Origin of the sequence: Streptomyces sp. NPDC048516 (genome assembly GCF_043199875.1) — a bacterium.
In the GTDB taxonomy this organism is placed as follows: Bacteria; Actinomycetota; Actinomycetes; order Streptomycetales; family Streptomycetaceae; genus Streptomyces.
The window spans coordinates 90177-108559 of sequence record NZ_JBICWS010000004.1 but is presented as its reverse complement, the minus strand read 5'-3'; the positions used below and the strand labels follow the sequence as shown (position 1 = coordinate 108559).

The 18383-nt window shown below is 65.9% G+C and carries 13 protein-coding genes and 1 pseudogene; 6 read left to right on the top strand and 8 right to left on the bottom strand.

Going from position 1 to position 18383, the window contains the following annotated elements; genetic code table 11:
• Window positions 1-56: 56 nt before the first annotated feature.
• Complete coding sequence (locus tag ACGFR7_RS10065) at window positions 57-1007, top strand: LysR family transcriptional regulator (protein ID WP_393315658.1); 951 nt, start codon at window positions 57-59, stop codon at window positions 1005-1007.
• A 539-nt stretch (window positions 1008-1546) separates the two neighbouring features.
• Here the strand turns inward: ACGFR7_RS10065 and ACGFR7_RS10060 are convergent.
• From ACGFR7_RS10060 to ACGFR7_RS10040, 5 genes are all read right to left on the bottom strand, one after another.
• Window positions 1547-2260 (bottom strand): hypothetical protein, encoded by a 714-nt coding sequence (locus tag ACGFR7_RS10060; RefSeq protein WP_393315655.1) that lies wholly within the window; start codon window positions 2258-2260, stop codon window positions 1547-1549.
• Between the two features lie 865 nt (window positions 2261-3125).
• Window positions 3126-3749 (bottom strand): DUF4291 domain-containing protein, encoded by a 624-nt coding sequence (locus tag ACGFR7_RS10055; protein WP_393315652.1) that lies wholly within the window; start codon window positions 3747-3749, stop codon window positions 3126-3128.
• A 2-nt stretch (window positions 3750-3751) separates the two neighbouring features.
• Window positions 3752-4309, bottom strand: coding sequence for a hypothetical protein (locus ACGFR7_RS10050; protein ID WP_393315649.1), 558 nt, complete (start codon window positions 4307-4309; stop codon window positions 3752-3754).
• Between the two features lie 11 nt (window positions 4310-4320).
• Window positions 4321-8166, bottom strand: coding sequence for an RHS repeat-associated core domain-containing protein (locus ACGFR7_RS10045; RefSeq protein ID WP_393315647.1), 3846 nt, complete (start codon window positions 8164-8166; stop codon window positions 4321-4323).
• The gene (locus ACGFR7_RS10040; RefSeq protein ID WP_393315644.1) at window positions 8163-8897 is read right to left on the bottom strand and encodes a WXG100 family type VII secretion target; all 735 of its coding nucleotides are present in this window, start codon (window positions 8895-8897) and stop codon (window positions 8163-8165) included. Before ACGFR7_RS10040 ends, ACGFR7_RS10045 begins: the two co-directional genes overlap by 4 nt.
• A 513-nt stretch (window positions 8898-9410) precedes the next feature.
• Between ACGFR7_RS10040 and ACGFR7_RS10035 the strand changes: the two are divergent.
• Window positions 9411-9765 (top strand): annotated as a pseudogene (locus ACGFR7_RS10035) (IS5 family transposase); the annotation flags it as partial.
• A 252-nt stretch (window positions 9766-10017) separates the two neighbouring features.
• Here ACGFR7_RS10035 and ACGFR7_RS10030 read toward each other — a convergent pair.
• Window positions 10018-10263, bottom strand: a complete 246-nt coding sequence (locus ACGFR7_RS10030; RefSeq protein WP_393315641.1) for a hypothetical protein — start codon at window positions 10261-10263, stop codon at window positions 10018-10020.
• A 712-nt stretch (window positions 10264-10975) separates the two neighbouring features.
• On the opposite strand from ACGFR7_RS10030, the gene ACGFR7_RS10025 reads away from it, so the two are divergent.
• The 4 genes from ACGFR7_RS10025 to ACGFR7_RS10010 are packed head-to-tail and all read left to right on the top strand — an operon-like array spanning window position 10976 to window position 16655.
• On the top strand, window positions 10976-11362 hold the full coding sequence (locus tag ACGFR7_RS10025) for an SseB family protein (protein WP_393315638.1): 387 nt from the start codon (window positions 10976-10978) through the stop codon (window positions 11360-11362).
• The gene (locus tag ACGFR7_RS10020; RefSeq protein ID WP_393315635.1) at window positions 11362-11811 is read left to right on the top strand and encodes a WXG100 family type VII secretion target; all 450 of its coding nucleotides are present in this window, start codon (window positions 11362-11364) and stop codon (window positions 11809-11811) included. Before ACGFR7_RS10025 ends, ACGFR7_RS10020 begins: the two co-directional genes overlap by 1 nt.
• A 27-nt stretch (window positions 11812-11838) precedes the next feature.
• Window positions 11839-16266 carry a putative T7SS-secreted protein gene (locus ACGFR7_RS10015; protein ID WP_393315632.1) on the top strand — a complete coding sequence of 1476 codons (4428 nt, stop codon included), beginning with the start codon at window positions 11839-11841 and terminating at the stop codon, window positions 16264-16266.
• Between the two features lie 53 nt (window positions 16267-16319).
• A complete protein-coding gene (locus ACGFR7_RS10010) occupies window positions 16320-16655 on the top strand; it encodes a hypothetical protein (RefSeq protein WP_393315629.1) in 336 nt (111 codons plus the stop codon).
• 144 nt (window positions 16656-16799) lie between these two features.
• Here the strand turns inward: ACGFR7_RS10010 and ACGFR7_RS10005 are convergent, their stop codons facing one another.
• Together ACGFR7_RS10005 and ACGFR7_RS10000 are read right to left on the bottom strand one after the other, a co-directional pair.
• Window positions 16800-16976, bottom strand: coding sequence for a GNAT family N-acetyltransferase (locus ACGFR7_RS10005; protein WP_393316518.1), 177 nt, complete (start codon window positions 16974-16976; stop codon window positions 16800-16802).
• Between the two features lie 333 nt (window positions 16977-17309).
• Window positions 17310-18074 (bottom strand): hypothetical protein, encoded by a 765-nt coding sequence (locus tag ACGFR7_RS10000; RefSeq protein WP_393315627.1) that lies wholly within the window; start codon window positions 18072-18074, stop codon window positions 17310-17312.
• Window positions 18075-18383: the final 309 nt, after the last annotated feature.

The following is an 18383-nucleotide window of genomic DNA, read 5'->3' as shown; positions in this document are numbered from 1 at the left end:
GCCAACAACCAAGCCGCCAGGGCGACAACGCGGGGTTGTCGCATAAGGTCAGCGGCATGGACCTCGACCTCGTCCTGGTCCGCGCCTTTGTCGCGACCGCCGGGACACTGCACTTCGGGCGGGCTGCCGAAGAGCTGAACACCAGTCAGCAAGCGCTGTCCAAGCGCGTCGCGAGGCTGGAGGAACTGCTGGGCGTGCGGCTGTTCGAGCGCCGGGGCGGTATCCGACTGAGCGAGGCGGGAGAGCGGTTCCTGCCGGCCGCGTGCGAGGCGCTGGTGGCGGGCGAGCGGGCGATCGCGGCGGCGACGGGTGCCGCACCGGTCGTACGGATCGACACCTGGGGCCATCTGTACGCGCCGATGCGCACGGTCGCCGACGCGGTACCGGCTCTCGGTGCGGTGCGGTGGGAGCCGGGCCCGGGGCGTGACTGGCCGTCGGTCGCGGGAGCCCTGCTGCGCGGCGACACGGACCTGGGATTCGGCCGGGTACACCCGCTGCCCGACGGCCGGGATGCGGGACTCACCCAGCGGCTGGTGCGGCTGGAACCCGTCGACGTGGTGGTCAGCCCGTCTCACCCGCTGGCCGACGCCGACGCACTGCGCCCGGCCGAGCTGCGCGACAGCGTCCTGTGGTGCCCGGCCGAACTGAACCGCTTGGACTTCCTGCGCCGCTTCGCCGACGAATTCCGGATCACGCGGCGGCATGACGGTCCCAATCTGGGCCTGGACCACCTCATCCAGCACCTTTGCACCGATCCAGAGGGATTCACCGTCTTTCCCGCCGACATGCCGTTGCCGGACCACGCGGGCCTGCGCTGCATCCCGCTCGTCGAGCCGACACCGCTGTACGCGTGGTCGCTGGCCTGGCGGGAGTCGTCCCGCCACCCCCTGCTCGGCACCTTGCTGCGTGGCTTCACCGAAGCCGGCCGTAGCCGGCGCTGGTTGGAGTTCAACCCGCAGCGCGACTGGCTCCCCGACACCGACCATCCGAAACTCGCGGTCCGTTAGCTTCGGTGTGACCTGGCAGCGCGCGAGGTTGCTCCGGCAACCCCGACGAGGCTCCCTGTCTCCGGCAGGGCCACGGAGGTGCTGCTGCGGGCTTGGCGCCGGAGAAGCCGCCCGCTCACCTCCGTCAGCGAATGATCCGATCGCCGGCTGATGATCCAGCGGACCGCACTTCATCCGGAGTGCCGACGACGCCATGGTTTCCCAGAGGGCCCTCAGGCAAAAACCAAGCCCCAGGCCACTGACCTGGGGCTCACGCTATGGAGCGGATGACGGGAGTCGAACCCGCGCTCTGAGCTCGGGAACGGGAAGCAACGGGGCTTGCTTCACACAATCCCGCTTGACCTGCGGGAATGCCATGAAGTCAGGTTCGCTGACGGTGTGCTGAGACACCGCTGGGGACCGTTGTTGACCGGGCGGAAGGGCACGGTGGGGGCCCGACCGTTCGCGGTTGCTGTCATGCGGTGGCCGTCGGCCCGGCCATTCGACGCGACCGTGCCCGAGGAGTGCGGGGAACGGTCAGGTGGCCTGCGGTCAGTGCTTCAACCGGCGGCCGCCGGCGGGCAGGTGCGGTGGCGGACCCAGGCGGCGCCGGCCGCGGCGGCGCCGGTCATCCCGGCCAGCGCGACGGGGATGGTGAACAGGAGCTGGAAGTACCCGACCACCGCGGACCCGAAGAAGCCGATGGCGACGCCCAGCCCGGCCGCTGCCGCGAGAATGAAGGGAAGCGCCTTGGCCAGGGCCGGCACGGTCGCTTCGATCGCAGCGGCGTGGTGGTACTGGAGCGTCATGCGCACGGCACGCCGGATCAGGAAGAAGGCGGCAAGCACGCACACGGGCAAGCCCACCCACATCAAAGGAACGCCGGGATTGGCGAACTTGCGCACCTCCAGTGCCACATGGCCGTCAGCCGTGGTGGTCATGGATTCGCCGCTGGGGTCCAGGAGATGGGACCAGCACACATACCAGAAGGCGAGGGCGGCAAGGGCGGGCAGGGCGGCGCCCTGGGCCGCCGCGACGGCGGTCTCCTTCAGATGACGGCGCACCGGCAGCAGACCGCGTTCGACCGCCCAGGAGGTGGCCAGCGCCTCGATGTCCCTGCCGAGGTAGTCGGTGACCGACCGGCCGTCCGAGGAGGCGGCAGCCAGGTCCGCGGCCAGCTCCGCAGCCATCTCCTCGGCAGTGTCCTGTGCGACACCGAGGCGGCGCCACGTCTCCGTGGCCTGGTGTATCGCGTCATCGACGGTCAGTGTCATGATTCCTCCCGCGCAGGTGGGCCGATGATGGACCCGATGCTCGTGGCGAACTCGCCCCAGCCGCGGCCCCACGCCCGGAGCATCCGCATGCCCGCCTCGCTGGGGCTGTAGTAGGTACGGGCGGGGCCCTGCCCCCGCTGCGGCGTTCGATCTCGACCAGTCCGCGTTTGCGCAGACGCGCCGGCGCCGGGTGGATCGAGCCGTCGGCGACATCGGGCCCGACCTCGGCGAGCGGGACGGTCATCTCGTATCCGTAGACTCCGCCATCAAGGCCGGCAGGCACATGTCCGGCACTCCTCGCAGCCACTGGGCACGGGGGGTGGAGGTCTCTTCCATGCCCGGTACCTTACACAGCAAGAGTCATGCACTGCAAGCTAGTGAGCGCCAAGGCGGCGCGGCCTTCCTCCTCGGCCCCTGGTCTCGGACGCGGGTCGCATGATCTCGCAAGATCCACCCCTGTCGTCGGGGGGCGCCGGAGCGATGAATTGGCGGCAAGTGCCCAGTGGAGGACAGGAACGGCGCAATCAAAGGGGAGCGAGCTGCCCGGGCCGGGCGGGGGCGGCGTCGCCGGGGCGTCCTCGCGGGTTGGAGGGCCTGCCCCTCGACGAGATCACCGCACCCGGTGTCCGCACCTGCCGAACCGAGCGGGGCAAGCCGGTCCGGCGTTCCGTCTCCGGGCGGCCCGCGGCCGGCCCCCGGGGGCGTTGCGCCCCCTCGATGCGGACGGTGGGCGTGACGGCCGCTGAACTCCGATCAACAGGGCGGCGTGCGTCGGCCAGTTGGAGGCCCGGCTCCTGGGCGGCGCCACCACGATCAGTGGCCGATGGTGGCCTCCGCGCCCGCGCCGGGGGCAGTTTGCCAGCCCTCACCCAGAGGAGCCCAGTCGGCGACGAAGGTCCGGGGGAAGGGGGTAGTGCACCTCTGCAGGAATTGTGGCGTCGGCTCTGTCCCGTCTTCCGGCCCGCACGTCCTCGTGGATGGCGTGCACCAGGGGTGTGATGTCGCGGAGTTCGACGATCCATCGGTCCACATACAGATCGACGGCCTCGCCGGACAATCCCACTTGGATCGCGCGGTCGGCCAGAGGCGAGAGGTCGGTGGCGCGTTCAGGGTCCCATTGCACTCGTACCGGGCTCGTTGACTTCAGAGACCGCCAGGCGGATTCACTGTCGTGCACGCCCGGTTCGAAGTGACTCAGACAGGCATGGCGCAGGGCCCATTCGAACCCGGCCCGGCTGATCTGCATCGCCAGAACTCGTTCCTGGCCAGGTTTGGTTGCCCAGCCGGAGCGGTACATCATCCACCGAAATGAGGGCTTGATCCAGGTCATGCGGTCGCGTTTGAAGGGTGCCACGAACTTACCGGCGGTGACTGCCGGCAGTGCGATCTCCGGAGGGTACGCCTGGTACACGGTGATTGTCTCTGCCGTGTACTGGGCGCGGACAAAGCGGCTGCCAACAACTTGCACGGGCTGCTCTGTTGATCCCATCCTCACTGCCCAGCGATTTCCTGCGCCCATTCCGGAGTGTCCGCCAGAAAGGGGCCCGATACCTCCTCCGCGCCGGCCGTGTACAGGAGCCAGCGCAGTTCGTCACAGGCGAAGAACGATTCGCCCCAGCTATCGGTCCATACACGCACCCGCCCGTCCCTCGACTGTGTGGCATCCCACCAAGCCCAGCCTCGGAACTCGCTGTCGGGATCGAATTCGAAAAGCCACCACTGGAGGTCCCAGGATTTTTCGTTGACTGCCGCGTGGTAGCGATCCATACCGCGACGGGAGAACTCCGTGACCTCACTCCCGGTGGCACCGCTCACCGCCGCGAACCAGTCGGGAATGCCCTCGGTCGGCAGGTCGTCATCCTCGAAGGACTCGGTAATGGCGAGATCGAGCACGGCAGACAGTACCGTCCGTACCCGACGGATGTAGTCCTGCGGGCCGACCGCTGGATCGACATCGAAGACGGTGAGTACGGGTGGAGCTCCCTCGGTCGGGGGTCGGGCCTCCACTCGCTGCCGTTCCTGCCGCAGGTCGTCAATCTCGTGAAGCATCCACACTCCCATTACATAGCCTTGATCATCCTACCAGAGTTGGGTTTGATATTCGCCATAAAATCGTCAAGCAGCCTGGCGGGAATTCCATACAGATCGGGCCCCTTGGTCGGGTCTGATATCTCTGGCCTGTCGCTCTTGAACTTCTTCCAGTCTTGCTTGGTGCCTTCCCAGTCCTCCGGGGCGCCCTGCGGAACGGCGGTTTCGCGCACTTTTTCAAGATAGGATTTGGGCATATCGAAGGCAACGATTTCGTCGGGCCTTGATTGTCCACTCCGATATTCCGTGGTGTGCTTGATGTCGTCACTCATGTTCACGTACAGCGACTGCTTGCCCTGCAGGCTGACCTCGCCGTTCGGGCCGACCTTGATCCGCTGGCTCCCGGGGTGATCGGTTTGCTTCCGGTAGACGGTGATGTAGTCGGGGGAGAGGCCGAGGGGATCCGCCCAGGTGTGCGGATTGTGCACGTAGGTGGCGGGGTTGGGTGCCGGTGCGAGGCCCAGCGGATCAGGCGCGGTGTACCGCGCGGTCTCGGGGTCGTAATAACGGTGCAGGTTGTAGTGGAGCTGGGTCTCCGCGTCGAAGTACTGGCCGGGGAAGCGGATCGGCGTGTAGGCGGTGTCCTCGTTGCGCCACGTGGTGGCGCCCCAGAGGGTGGACCTGGCACGCCAGGCGATGTCGCCCGTCTCGTCGACGAGTTCCCGGGGCGCGCCGACCAGGTCGGTGACGATGGCGTAGAAACGCCGATCGATCTCCTCTTGGGGTGCGGTGTCGGCCGGCGACTTGTGTTCGCTCTGTGCTATCGGGCCCTGGCCGTCGTAATCCCAGGTCAGAGTGACGGTCTCGGGGCGGCCGGCGAGATGTTGGGTCTCTTCGACGAGGGTGGAACCGTCCCAGGTGAAAACCGTTCGCTGGAGAACGGTGCAGCTGTCGGCGCCCAGCCGTTCCTTGGCAGTTCGGCGGCCCAGCGGGTCGTAGCAGTAGCGCCAGCGAGCCCCGTCGGGAGTGACCACCGAGGTGAGCCGGTCCTGGGCGTCCCACTCGTAGGACCAGACATCGGGCTTGCGGGACAGCCGGGTCTTGACGCGGGTGGTGACGCGGCCCTGGGCGTCATAGGAGTAGCGGATGCGCCCGGCCGTGATCAGCCGGTTGCGGTCATAGGTCCGTTCACCCTGCGCGTCCTTGCCTGGGTGCCGGTCCGGCCACTGTCCCGCGGTCTGGTTTCCCGCTTCGTCGTAGGCATACCGCTCCGACCACCCCTGCGCCTGTACGGCGACCACCCGTCCGCCGGCATCCAGCTCGTAGGCGCGGTCGCCGTTCAACTGGTCGGTGACCGCGGTGAGATGGTCATCAGCACGGTAGGTGTACGTACGCGTCTGGAGCTGCCGACCGCGTCCCGTGAGGGTCTGCCCGGTCATGCGGCCCCGTGCGTCCCACCCTTGGGTGAGGGTGATCGCGTCACCGAAGTGCCGTGCCGTCTCCTGGCCCGCGTGATCGAAGTCGAAGGTGAACGCATGCCCGGAAGCGGCCATGGCTGTGCGGTTGCCGGCGGCGTCGTACGTCCAGGTGCTCACCGCTCCGGAAGGGGTGGTGCGTCGAATGCGGCGCCCCAGGGCGTCGTACGCGGAGGAGACGGTGCGACCGTCGCATTCCTCCGCCACGACTCGGCCTAGCAGGTCACGCTCGTAGGTCACCGTCGAATCCCGGCCGGCGGCCCTCAGCAGATGACCGGCCGGGTCGTAGCGGAACTCGACGGCCTCGTCCTCGGTGTGTTTCAGCGTGATCCTGCCGAGGGCATCACGCTCGAAGTTGGTCATCTGGCCCAGGCCGTTGGAGCGTGAGACGAGCTGTCCGGCGGCGTCGTGGGCGTACCGCAGGGTGCGACCGTCGAAGTCGGTTTCCCCGATGAGGCGTCCGGCCGGGTCGTAGTCATACGTCCAGCGCAGCCCGCGGGGGTCGGTGACGTCGGTCAGTCGCAGGTGCGCGTCATGGGTGTAGGTGTAGCGGGCTCCGTCGGGAGCGATGCGGGCGGCCAGGACGTCGAAGTGGGTCCACTCGTATCGAGTCGTGTGGCCTGCTTGATCCGTGTAGCTCGTGCAGTTGTCCTCGCCGTCATACGTCCAGGTCTCCTCGGTCGCGTCCGGGTGGACTCGTGCCGCCAGCCTGCCGTTCGTCGTCCATGCCAGCCGCGTGGTGGCGCCCAGGGGATCAGTGAGGGAGGTGACGCGCCCGAAGGGATCGCGCCGACAGCTTGTCCGAGCGCCGGTCGGATCAACGCTGCTGAGGACCCGGCCCGCTGCGTCACAGGTCAGCTGAGTGACCTGGCCCAGCGCGTCGGTGACCGAGGCGAGGTGGCCAAGGCTGTCATAGGCGTACCGCGTGGTGGCGCCGGCGGGGTCCACGACCGCGGTGCGGTTGCCGCGTGCGTCGTACTCCTGCCGCCACACCGTTCCGTCCGGCGCTGTGACCTCTACGGGTAGGTGCAGGTCGGAGTAGGCAACAGTGGTCCGGGTGCCGTCCGGCCGGTGTATGGCCGTCGTTCGTCCGTGCTCGTCATGGTCGAACGTGGTCCGTCGGCCGAGGGCGTCCGTCACGGCCGTGATCCGGTCGTGGCTGTCGTGCTCGGTGCGGATCGTGTTGCCGAGCGGATCGGTCTCGGCGACGATCTGGAGCCGTTCGTTGACCGTGTAGCGGGTGGCGTTGCCCTCGGCGTCGGTGGCGGTGGTGACGCGAAGCCCGGTGGTGAGATCGGCGGCACCGTAGGTGAAGCGAAGGCTGACGTGTCCGTCCTCGCCGCCTTCGGCGAGGCAGCGGTCTTGATCGTCGTACTGGTACTCGTAACGGCGCAGGTTGCTGTCCGTCCACGAGGTGACGCGGCCCCGGGCGTCGTATCCGAAGCTCAGCGGCTGTCCGTCAGCGCCGGTGACGGTGGTGAGGTGGCCATCGGTGTACTGGTACTGCCTGATCAGCTGGTCGCCGCCATCAGGTGCCGCACCTGCGAGATGGAGGGCGGTGATCCGGTCGTCCTCCGTGGTGAGGAAGAGACGATGGCCGGCTCCGTGACGAATGGCGACCGGTGCTCCGGTCCGGTCGTCGTAGTCGAACGTGATCCGGTTGCCGTTGCGGTCGCTGATTTCGTCCAGCAGGGCGAGTCCGGCGTCGTGTGCAGCCGGGAGGAAGTACCGCGTGTGGCCGGTGTCTGGCCGCTGCAGCGCCCAGTCGCCCTGCTCGGTCAGCGTCAGGGGCCATTGCGGCCCGTGGAAGGGCAGTACCTCCTCACCAGCTTCGGGGTGCGGGTAGGACAGGAGAAGGCCGTCTTCGGCGACGAAGATGATGCCCTGGTCGTCGATCTCCAGACGCTGGTCTGCTGTCGACGACCATGACGGGCCGAACCAGTGTCCGGCTCGATAGCCCGACTCCACACGGCGGGTGAAGTCCAGGGGCAGAGTTCCCTCCAGCGCGATGTCCTGCTGAGGCAGAAACATCCTGCCGCTGGCCATGTCCACCGGGTCGCTCTGCCCGGAGTTGACCGTGTCGGGCGGGCGTGTGGAGTTGTTCGGATGGCTGCTGTCCGTCTGCTCACGGCCTGGTCCCTTGGCTCCTTTGCTTCCAGAGGAGTTGAGGGATGGGCCGGGACCCGTGTGGGGCGCCTTGAGGTCTTTCTCGCCGCCCTTAATGAGCTTGCCGAGTTCCGCGGCGTGCTTGGCGTCATTCTCGGCGTGGTTGGTGGCGACCTGCTTCATCCGGTGACCTGTTCCGTGATACAGGTCCTGGACCGCCTTGCCCGCGTCCTTGCCGAGAGCTTTGCCGAGCTTCGCCGCGCCGTGCTCCAGCGCCTTGACGATGGGATTGGTCATACGAAGCTCGCCCCCGCAGCCTTCGTTTCGAATTCGGCGGCGTGCCCGGCCACCGTCCGTGCGTGTGCGTGCAGCTTTTCCGCGCGCGCGTGCATCGCCTCCGGATGGATGGAGAAGCTCTCGCCGGCTCGTCCCCCTGCCCCGCCGGCAGGGACGCCGAGAGCGGACTCGGCAGCCTGGAAGACCAGGCCGCCCACCGCTTTGCCGACCGTCTCGACGAGGGGATCGATGGCCGCCTCGATGACCTGGCCGATGATGTACTGCTCCAGCTGCTGGACGAGGTAGTCCATGAGCTTTTCGGCGGCTTCGATGACCAGCGCTTCGGCCGCTTCCGCGATCCCGAGCGTGGCGACCGCGGCGGCCTGGTCGGCGATGAACGTGATGGCCAGCACGGTGAGTTCGGTGATGGCTTCCAGCTTCATTGCCACGATCGTGTCGGCTGCGACGTCCAGTGCGTCGGCGACTGTGTGACAGGCGTTGACCAGGTCCGTCATGTGGCTGTCGGACATCTGGCCCCACTTGGCCAGCAGCGCCTCGTACGATGCGCCCTGATACACGTCTTCCAGCTGCTTGATCGTGGCAGTGGAGTCCTTGTGGGTGTCATCCACCTTCTGCGCAAAATCCCGTACGTGGGAACCGAATTCGCGGACCTTGTCCTCGTTGATGTCCGGCCAGTTCACCCCGATGAACTGCAGGAACGACACCACCTGACCAGGCAGCTCGATCGCCATACTGATCCCCCCGATCGCATCCCTGCCCAGCTCATCAGACGACGTTCAGTAGATGGACAATGCATGGGCAAATAAATGCCCCAAGAACCGTCATCAGTGCGCACGGCAGCAAGGGAGCCTCTCGTATCCGCTCGCCTGTCTCCTGCCCCTGCCGCCGGTGAGGGTCCCCGGCACCGTAACCGGAGCATCGGAACGGCACATGTGAAGCGGCGGCATGCCACCCAGGTGCCACAGGGCCTGGGCGGCATGCGCGCGTACGCTGGTGCTTGCGGGGGGTGGCGGACCGAAGGCGGCATAGCCCTCGCCGGACATCGGCCGCACAACCAGGCCAATCCCGTGATGCTCGCGGCGGCCCCGAGCGGGGAAGTCGTCCGGCCGGTACCGCTGGAGTGTCTACGGTTCGACTGATTGCCCGGAGTCGCTGCGAAGCTCCCCTTGAGCGTCTGGTGGTGCACTATGCACTGTTTCTCGGATCTCCTGACGCGGGTGGAGTGTTGGCGTCAGGCTGGCTGTATGGGCCGTGGGGATCTGACGAATGCGGAGTGGGATCGGCTGGAGTCGTTCTTACCTCCTGGTGGTGTGCGTGGTGGTCGGTGGAGCGATCACCGTCGGTGATCAACGGGGTTCTGTACCGAGTGCGGACCGGTGTCCAGTGGCGGGACCTACCCGAGCGGTTCGGGCCGTGGGAAACGGTCTACAAACGACATCGCCGCTGGTCAGCCGAGGGAACCTGGCAGATGCTGCTGTCCCGCATTCAGACAGCCGAGGATGCCGGGGGCGGCATCGACGGGGAGGTGTCGGTGGACTCGACAGCCGTGCGAGCCCACCAGCACGCCGCCGGCGCGAGGAAAACGCCCCCGGCCGCCGTTCCTCAAAGGGGGGCCGGGCGGGGGACGAACCGGGTCGACCGGTACGGCGGAGACTGGCCGTCCGTCTGGAGGAGGTGGTCAGATCGGCGAGTGTCCGGGACGTTCCCGCGGCGGGTTCACCACCAAGATCCACCTCGTCACCGAGAAACGCGCCTACATCTACCTCGGTACGGTCACTCGCAGCCCTCGCCATCTGGCTCCGAACGTGATCCGAGAAACAGGGCCTAAGTGATGGTCTTGCCTCTGCGGATTCAGAGGCTTTCGATGTAGGCGATATGCGCCCGGAGATCCTCCTCGATCTCTTCCTGACTTCCAGTGGCCGGTAGCCCCCAATGGGTCTCGTCACCGATTTCCATCGCCCCCTCGCTACTGAACCGGATGAGTTCGGGGGAGGGGCTGAACTCGTCGCGCAGCCATTTCGCGAGAGGCGCGGCCTCGCCTGGCGAGACGCCGATAAGAGTGATGCAGCCGCACTCCTCCACGGGGATGGTGGCCATTCCCTGGACGTCGGCTCCCTGCCCCACCGTCACCTCGAAGTCCAGATAGGTTGGCCAAGGTCGCTGACCTGGGCCTTCGTTATGGAGCGGGTGACGGGAATCGAACCCGCGCTCTGAGCTTGGGAATCAATGGCGCCTCGGGGTTCAAAGGCGCCCTGAACTGCGATTATTTGTGCCTGGGCTGCTTGTCGGAGGCGGTCGTTTTGACCGCTGCTGACCCTGGTGTACCGCGCTAAAGGGCTGGGGCAGGGCTGGCCTGTGATGGGAGGGGGAGGTGACTCGCGTGGGCCTGATCTGGGTGTGGAGGGGTGCGTCTGTGCCGGCGGTAGGTGTGCATGCGCGAATGTGGTGGGCTACTGGATTGAAAGTCCTGGGTAGAGCATGACGGGTTTGATGACTGCTGCTTCGTCGCCCGTTTCCCACCCGTTCGGCCGAGGCGGTCATGCTCCGTGATCCAGCTGGGGACGCCTCTCCCAGGGGCGTCCGCTCACGCATCGCTCACGCATCGCTCACGCATGGCGGGGTAGCTGACCTGGCACTTCGGCACGGTGACCTACGAGAAGGCATCGCAGGTCTGGCAGCAGCAGGTGGTCACTCTGTCGGTGTTGCCTTCTGTTGCCCGTAGCAGCCGGGGCTTCGATAGCAGGGACGGTCAGCAGCTGTCTGAGATGCATGTTGCACGCTGCTCTCATCCTGTGTAAGGGTCCAGATCATGCATGAAGGCGGGGGCGGAAAACTTAGCGCGACCAGCGCATCTTTGCCGGAGACGGCAGCTGAGTTCGCTGCCGGGGAGTGTACGAGTGCAGAGTTCGCCGCGGCGTTCTCACGGGCTGAACTGTTCTTCCAGCGGCCCGAGAGGCCAGGCTTTCTCACTGTCGCAGATCCCGCTGGGGGCGACGGCGGCGTGATTCCGGTCTTCTCCTCTCTTATGGAGTTGGCCCGTTATGCGGGTGTGTGCGCATGGGCTTCCGCACCGGGCGCAGATCTGGCCGAGCTGGCGCCTGCCGGATACCGGTTCATATTGGACGCGCTGGGGCCGCACCCTCAGTTCTTCGACCCCGCACCGGCAGCTCCACACGATGACCAACAGGGGACCTGATGAGCGACGGCGCCGACTACAAGGTTGAGATCGATTCCTTGGCGCGAGTGCTTGTCCCGCTGACTGACTCGGTGGCAGCGGCCACGCGCATCAAAGACGAGAAGGACGAACTTCAGGCATACCTCAAAGACCCAGGCGCGGAAGATGTGCGCGACAGCGGCCAGACTTTCCTGGAGCAGTGGGGCTATGGCATGGGTCAGCTGGCGCAGTACGCCGAGGAGATCGTGACGAAGCTGAACCAGACGATCGAAGCGTACGAGACGGCGGAGCAGTACGGCATCAAGGGCTTCAAACCGAGCGAAGACAATCTGTCGATGATGCCGAGCGAGGGTCTGGGAAGAAAGCTCTTCCAAGGTCAGCAACGGATGCGCGGAGACAAGCCGCCCTCAGACGGGCCCAACGGCATCGATGACGCCCAACAGGGCTTCGAAGACTCGGCATTTGGATAACGTGGGAATCCTCGGGGGAGCACAGGCATGAGCGGCATATCGGCAGATGCGAGTAAGAAGGACCTGATCCCGGGTGATCCGGAGGCGGTGGCCGATCTTGTCCACATTCTGAACACCTACGCTCAGGCGTTCGGGGACTCGCAACGGAACCTGAAGAAGGTCGACGAAGCCGAGTGGAGCGGCACCGCGGCCATCGAATTCCGCAAGGCCGTCAGGAAACTGCCCACCACTCTGGCCTCCGCACACGAGGAATTCGGTAAAGCCGCCCACGCTTTGGCCTACTACGCCGACATCCTGCGCTTCGCACAAGCCAAGGCCGGACCGATCATCGAGGATGCGGCCGAGGCGCGCGTAGCTTCCCGCAGATACCAGCATCAGGTCGACGACTACAACAAGGCCGTCGACGCCGAAGCCGAACAACTTCCGCAACGACCGCCGGAAACCGATCCCGGCGCTACGGCGATGAACCACTGCGTGGAGCGCCTCAATCACCTTCGCGAAGAGGTCGCCGAGGCTGCGCGTGACTGTGCACGCAAGTTGCGGGACGCGGCCGACGCAGCACCGGATGAGCCGGGCTTCTTCGAGAACCTGTTCAACAAGGGCCGTGAGTTCCTCCAGGGCGTCTACGAAGGTGCCGACGCCATGATGGACCTTGCCTCTGTGGTCACCCAGCCGTGGAACATCGAGAAGAACGCGATGACCATCGCTACCACCCTGGATGGCATCGGCTACGGCGTTCAGCACCCCAAGGAGTTCGCCAAGGGGCTGGTGAACTGGGATATGTGGGCCCAGCAGCCTGCCCGCGCTGCCGGCCAGCTTGCTCCCGACATCGTGCTGGACCTGCTCACCGGGGGTGGTGGTGCCGCCGCCGCTGGCGGGAAGGGCAGCCGGGCCGCTCGCTGGCTTTCCCGGCTTCGTGACGGCTTGGCGGGACGTAAGAAGGTCGCCAGCCGTCTGGATGAGAACGGCGAGCCGGTAAAAAAGCGGCCCACGTGTGGTGAGCCAGTGAACCCAGTCAACGGCGAGATGATGCTCCCCGAGACCGACCTCACCCTGCCCGGCTCTCTCCCCCTGGTCCTGGAACGCACGCACCTGTCTGCCTACACCGCGGGCGGCTGGTTCGGTCCGAGTTGGGCCGCCACCCTCGACCAGCACCTGGAAATCGACGAAGAGGGCGTTGTGTTCGCCGGCGAGGACGGCATTCTGCTGGCCTACCCCCACCCCGAGCCCGGCACCGTGGCACACCCGCAGGCAGGACCGCGCTGGCCTCTGACCCATGATCCGGCCGAGGGCACCTACGCCATCACCACCGACCTGCCCACCGGCCGCACGCTTACCTTCGCGCCGCGTCCTGGCCACGACGACGAGACGGGTATGCCTCTGGTCGCGATTGAGGACCGGGCTGGCCGTCACATCGACTTTCTCTACGACTCGGGCACCGGCCGACCCACCGAGATTCACCACCACGGCGGCTACCGGGTAGTTCTTGAAACGCACCCCGAGATGCCGCGCATCACCGCCCTCCGCGTCGTGGACCCGGCCGACCCGCAAGCCCCAGGCACGCTGGTGATGTCGTACGGCTACGACGAGACGGGCAACCTCACGGTGGCCAGCAACTCCTCGGGTCTGCCCATGAAGTTCACCTATGACGAGGCCGACCGGATCACGTCCTGGACTGACCGCAATGGCACCAGCTTCGGCTACCTCTACGACCACCGCGGCCGCGTCAAGCACACCGTCGGCCCGGACAACGGCATCCTGTCCGGCAGCTTCCACTACGACGAAGCCGAACGCATCACCGTCTACACCGACTCCCTCGGACACAAGACGACTTACCGTTACAACCAGGTGTCCAAGGTCATCGCCGAGTCTGACTCATTGGGCCACACCACTCACACCACTTACGACATAACAAGCGGCGCCATTGCAGCCGTCACCGACCCGCTCGGCCACACCACTCATTACGAGCACGACGAGCAGGGCAACGTCACCCGTATCACCCTCCCCGACGGCTCTGTCGCCTTCGCGGCCTACGATCACTACGGCCAGCCCGTGCGGATCACCGAGCCGAGTGGCGCCGTCTGGCAACACACGTACGGCCCATACGGAAACCGGCTCACCGTCACCGATCCCATGGGTGCCCAGACGCGCTACACATACGACGCTCAGGGCCACTTGACAGGTGTCACGGATGCACTCGGGAACACGCGCTGGATCCAGAACAACGCCGCTGGCCTGCCGTCCACGGTGACCGACGCACTCGGTCAAGCCACCACCGTGAAGCGCGATACGTTCGGCCGACCCACAGCGATTTTCGCTCCACTTGGGCGCACCACCTTCATGACTTGGACCCCGGAGGGAAAGCCGGCGTGGCTCAAAGCCCCAGACGGCACCTGCGAGAGCTGGGAATGGGATGCCGAGGGCAATCTCGTCGCCCACACCGACCCGGCCGGGAACGCGACCCGCTACACCCATACACACTTCGACGAGCGCGCGACGCGCACGGACGCTGAGGGGCAAACCCACACTTTCTCGTATGACACCGAACTCAGGCTCACCCGCGTCACTAATCCTCAGGGCCTGGCCTGGACATACGAATACGATCCGGCGGGCCGCCTCACCGCCGAAACAGATTTCAACGGCCGAACTCTCACGTACAGCCACGACGCCGCCGGTCGGCTGGTCGCCCGCACGAACGGCGCCGGCGAAACAGTAACGTTCACGCGCGACGTCAGAGGTCGTACCACCGAGCAATGCCCGTCCTCAGGCTCCCCTACGACCTTCGCGTACGACCCGGACGGTCACCTCACAGCCATGGCCAACATCGATGTTGCGGTGACGTACGAACGCGATGGCCTAGGACGCGTGGCTGCAGAGACAGTCAATGGCCGTACCACCCGCTACACCTATGACGCAGTGGGCCGCCGCACCTCGCGCACCACCCCCAGCGGCCACATCTCTACCTGGAGCTACAACGCCGCAGGCAGTCCCACACAGCTCCGTTCGTCGGCAGGCGATCTCACCTTCGCCTACGACGAGGCCGGCCGCGAAGTCCAGCGCCGGTTCGGTGACCACAGCATCCTCACGCAAGCCTGGGACAGCGCCGATCGCCTCACCGCGCAGGAAGTATCGACCACTCACCCCGAAGCAGCTAACCAACTGCTGCAACAACGCCGCTACGCTTACCGCGCGGATGGCTATCTCACCGAAATCCACGACCTGGCAAACGGAACCCGCCGCTTCGACCTGGATCGTATCGGCCGCGTCACAAGTGTCCGAGCCACAGACTGGTGCGAACGCTACGCCTATGACGGCGCCGACAACCTCACCCACGGAACCGCTCCGGGACTAGCCGATCCCGGCGACCGCGAATTCATCGGTACCCTCATACGAAACGTCGGACGAGACACTTACGAACACGACGCGCAAGGCCGCCTGATACGCACCACCCGGCGTCTTCTCAACGGCCAAAAGCGCACTTGTACCTATACTTGGGACGCCCAGGACAAGCTTACCGACGTCATCACGCCTGATGGCGCACGCTGGCACTACCTGTATGACCCACTCGGTCGCCGCATCGCAAAGCAACATGTCACCGAAGACGGCGCGGTCATTTCCCAGACCGACTTCTCCTGGGATGCCACTCGTCTCGCCGAGCAAACCACCAACACCGCCACCTTGACGTGGGACTACGCTCCAGACACTCACCGTCCCCTCACCCAAACCGAACGCCGGCCCCGGCCTACGGACCCCCGAACACAGTGGCGCAACGGTGGCGACGTACCGGAATCCGACTACGACACTCGGTTCTACGCCATAGTCGCCGACCTGGTCGGCACGCCCACCGAGCTCCTCACTGTCGAGGGCGAACTCGCCTGGCAATCCCGCACCACCGTCTGGGGCGTACCCCGTTCCGTGCCCACGGGAGCCGATGCCACCACGTGTCCTCTGCGCTTCCCCGGCCAGTACGCGGATGACGAGACCGGCCTCCACTACAACAACCAGCGTTACTACGACCCGCAGACAGCCCGTTACATCAGCCCGGACCGCCTGGGTCTCGAGGCCGGCCCCAACCATCACGCCTTCGTACCCAACACGTCGCGATGGTTTGATGCCCTGGGGCTGAAAAAGTGCGACGGCGATAAGCCCGATGGCATCCGGTTTGAGCCGAGCCCCAAGCACGGCAAAACACAGCGCGGCAACGCCGCACCCGAGCCAAAAGACCCCGAGGGCACCCTGCAGCAATCAATACCCTTCAACCCCAATACCACACGCCGGGTTGCCGCGAATCACGAAACTGGCGAATTTGCCCTATTCGATGAAACCCATAACGGGACGGGAATTTATCACGGCCATATGCGAACATGGGATGAGTTGAGCCCGGCTCAGCAATCAGCCTTGAGGAAAGCCGGACTGGTCAACAAGAAGGGAAAGATCCTCCCGCCTTCCGATTAGCCGATACTCTTGAATGAAATCCGGAAGAACATTCCAAGGAAAGCTCAGAGAAGATGGAATACAAGTCCCCTGTACCGTTGCCCAAGGAAGAATCAGAGCGAGTCTTCACCGAGGGGGACCCGCCAGCGATCAGCGAGACGCTCATCGCTGCGGCACTGAACAGCGAAGACCGAGAATGGGTAGAGCGATGGATCGTCCTCCTTTCTCAACACCCTGATGTAGGTGTCAGGAAGACAGCTGCAGTCGCCCTAGGGCACCTGGCCAGACTGCATGGCTCTGTATCGTCCCCAGTAATTACGGCGATCCAGGCACTGCTCAAAGACGAACGTACCGCAGGAGCTGCGGGAGACGGATTGGATGATGTGAGCATGTTCTGCCGCGGTAAGTGATCAGCGGTCAAAGGTGGACCGGGCGGCTCTCTGGCATCAGCACACCCGCGGCTCTTGAGATCACGCAGCTCCTCGTCCAGGGTCTCAGAGACGGTGGCTGTTATTGCCCGCCCCCGGTTGCCCCATGCCCGAGTCCGTACTCGGCTATGTCCGGTTGTCAGGATCTTGTGGCCGGCGGATTTCGTACACCAGGAAGTCGACCCCGGATCGGCCGAGTGCGGGGCCGGTGGGCGTGGTGCCGGTCAGGACGAATCCGGCCTTGATCAAGACCCGGCCGGAGGCCGGGTTGTCAGGGTGGTGTTTGGCACTGAAGCGGGTGATCCCCGCATTGGTGAAGGCGTAAGCAACGGTCTGCTTGACGGCTTCCGTTGCCTAGCCGTTGCCCCAGGTGTCCTCGCGCAGGACGTAGCTCATGGTGGCGTGCCTCTGCCCGCGCTCGCGGAATTTCACCAGACCGGTGACATCATCGTCGGCCGTGATGGCGAAGCACCAGCGCTCACGGGAATCGTGCGGGCGTGGGCGATGGCAGTTTCGACGTAGGCTGCCGCCTCCTCAGCGGTCATGCCCTGGGGGCGGGTGAAGGCCACCGAGGCGCCGCTGTAGATCCGCTGGACGGCCGGGGCATCGTCCGAGGTGAGAGGTTTCGCAGTTCGATCACTGTCCGGCCTCGGCGAGTACGGCGGCCACCTCGGCGGAAGGTCGCCGGTCGGGGTCAGGGGCCAGGCATGCGGTGATGAGTATCTCGAACGTGGGGAAGGGCCACGGCCGGGCCTCTTCCAGCGGGACGGTGTGGCCTTGCGCGATGGCCTGGAGCTTGGCCATTCGGTCTGCTTCGTTCTCGTACGCAACGGGGCGCCGCCCGGTCCAGCCCCAGAACAGTGAGGCTCCCAGGCCCCAGATGTCGGCCGGCGGCTGGACGTGGATGTGCGTGTCATCGCTGGTGGACAAGATGGCGTCGGCGACTTCGGGGGCGGTGGTGTGGGTGAGCGCGCCCCGGTACGGCAGCCGTCCGGTTTCTTCGGGGCCGCATGCCAGCGCGTAGTCGATCATGTGCACTTCGCCCGAATCGACGAGGGTGTTGGTGGGCTGCACGTCGGCGTGTGCCCATCCGGCAGCGTGCAGGGCGTGCAGGCGGTGGGCCCAGGTTCGGGCGATGCCCAGCAGCCAGGGATGCGCGGAGGGGCGGTTTCCTTCCGGACCGCGTGCCAGGGCCAGGGCTCGCCACAGGGGGATACCGTCGACCCACCGCACGGCAAGCCACTGGCCGCTCTCCCATGGGCCGGCGTCGACGCGGTAGGCGGAGTCGATGGCATCGGCCTTCGTCAGGTGGATGAGGTGGCGGTTTTCCTGTTCCATTTCCGCGACCTTGTCCCAGGCACAGTCGCGGCCGGGTGCGTTGACCTTCAGCGCCAGACGCATGTGCGGCGTGGTCACCTTCCAGGCTCTGGAACCGCGTCGGTCACTGAGCAGCTCTGCAGTCACAGGAGAGCCGAACCGCTCAGCCAGAAGGTCTGTTGCCTCGCGTGGAGGTGCCGTCATGCCAGGAGCTGTTTCGCCCATGCGCGGACTGCCTTCCAGTCCTGTGGGAGATCTCTGAACACATCGCGCCCATCGTCCACCGCACTCGCCACGGTGGCGGCGAGCTCCGGTGCCCGGCTCAGAAATCGCGGATCGCGAGGTCGCACAGCCACCCGCACCGGGAGGAACGAACACGGGGGTACCGGGATA

What these genes read in the sequence shown, in the direction of transcription:
- ACGFR7_RS10050 (WP_393315649.1), bottom strand. Translation starts at nt 4,309, where the DNA reads ATGCTTCACGAGATTGACGACCTGCGGCAGGAACGGCAGCGAGTGGAG.
- ACGFR7_RS10030 (WP_393315641.1), bottom strand. Translation starts at nt 10,263, where the DNA reads ATGGCCACCATCCCCGTGGAGGAGTGCGGCTGCATCACTCTTATCGGC.
- ACGFR7_RS10020 (WP_393315635.1), top strand. Translation starts at nt 11,362, where the DNA reads ATGAGCGACGGCGCCGACTACAAGGTTGAGATCGATTCCTTGGCGCGA.
- ACGFR7_RS10055 (WP_393315652.1), bottom strand. Translation starts at nt 3,749, where the DNA reads ATGGGATCAACAGAGCAGCCCGTGCAAGTTGTTGGCAGCCGCTTTGTC.
- ACGFR7_RS10025 (WP_393315638.1), top strand. Translation starts at nt 10,976, where the DNA reads ATGCATGAAGGCGGGGGCGGAAAACTTAGCGCGACCAGCGCATCTTTG.
- ACGFR7_RS10015 (WP_393315632.1), top strand. Translation starts at nt 11,839, where the DNA reads ATGAGCGGCATATCGGCAGATGCGAGTAAGAAGGACCTGATCCCGGGT.
- ACGFR7_RS10045 (WP_393315647.1), bottom strand. Translation starts at nt 8,166, where the DNA reads ATGACCAATCCCATCGTCAAGGCGCTGGAGCACGGCGCGGCGAAGCTC.
- ACGFR7_RS10065 (WP_393315658.1), top strand. Translation starts at nt 57, where the DNA reads ATGGACCTCGACCTCGTCCTGGTCCGCGCCTTTGTCGCGACCGCCGGG.
- ACGFR7_RS10010 (WP_393315629.1), top strand. Translation starts at nt 16,320, where the DNA reads ATGGAATACAAGTCCCCTGTACCGTTGCCCAAGGAAGAATCAGAGCGA.
- ACGFR7_RS10040 (WP_393315644.1), bottom strand. Translation starts at nt 8,897, where the DNA reads ATGGCGATCGAGCTGCCTGGTCAGGTGGTGTCGTTCCTGCAGTTCATC.
- ACGFR7_RS10000 (WP_393315627.1), bottom strand. Translation starts at nt 18,074, where the DNA reads ATGCGTCTGGCGCTGAAGGTCAACGCACCCGGCCGCGACTGTGCCTGG.
- ACGFR7_RS10060 (WP_393315655.1), bottom strand. Translation starts at nt 2,260, where the DNA reads ATGACACTGACCGTCGATGACGCGATACACCAGGCCACGGAGACGTGG.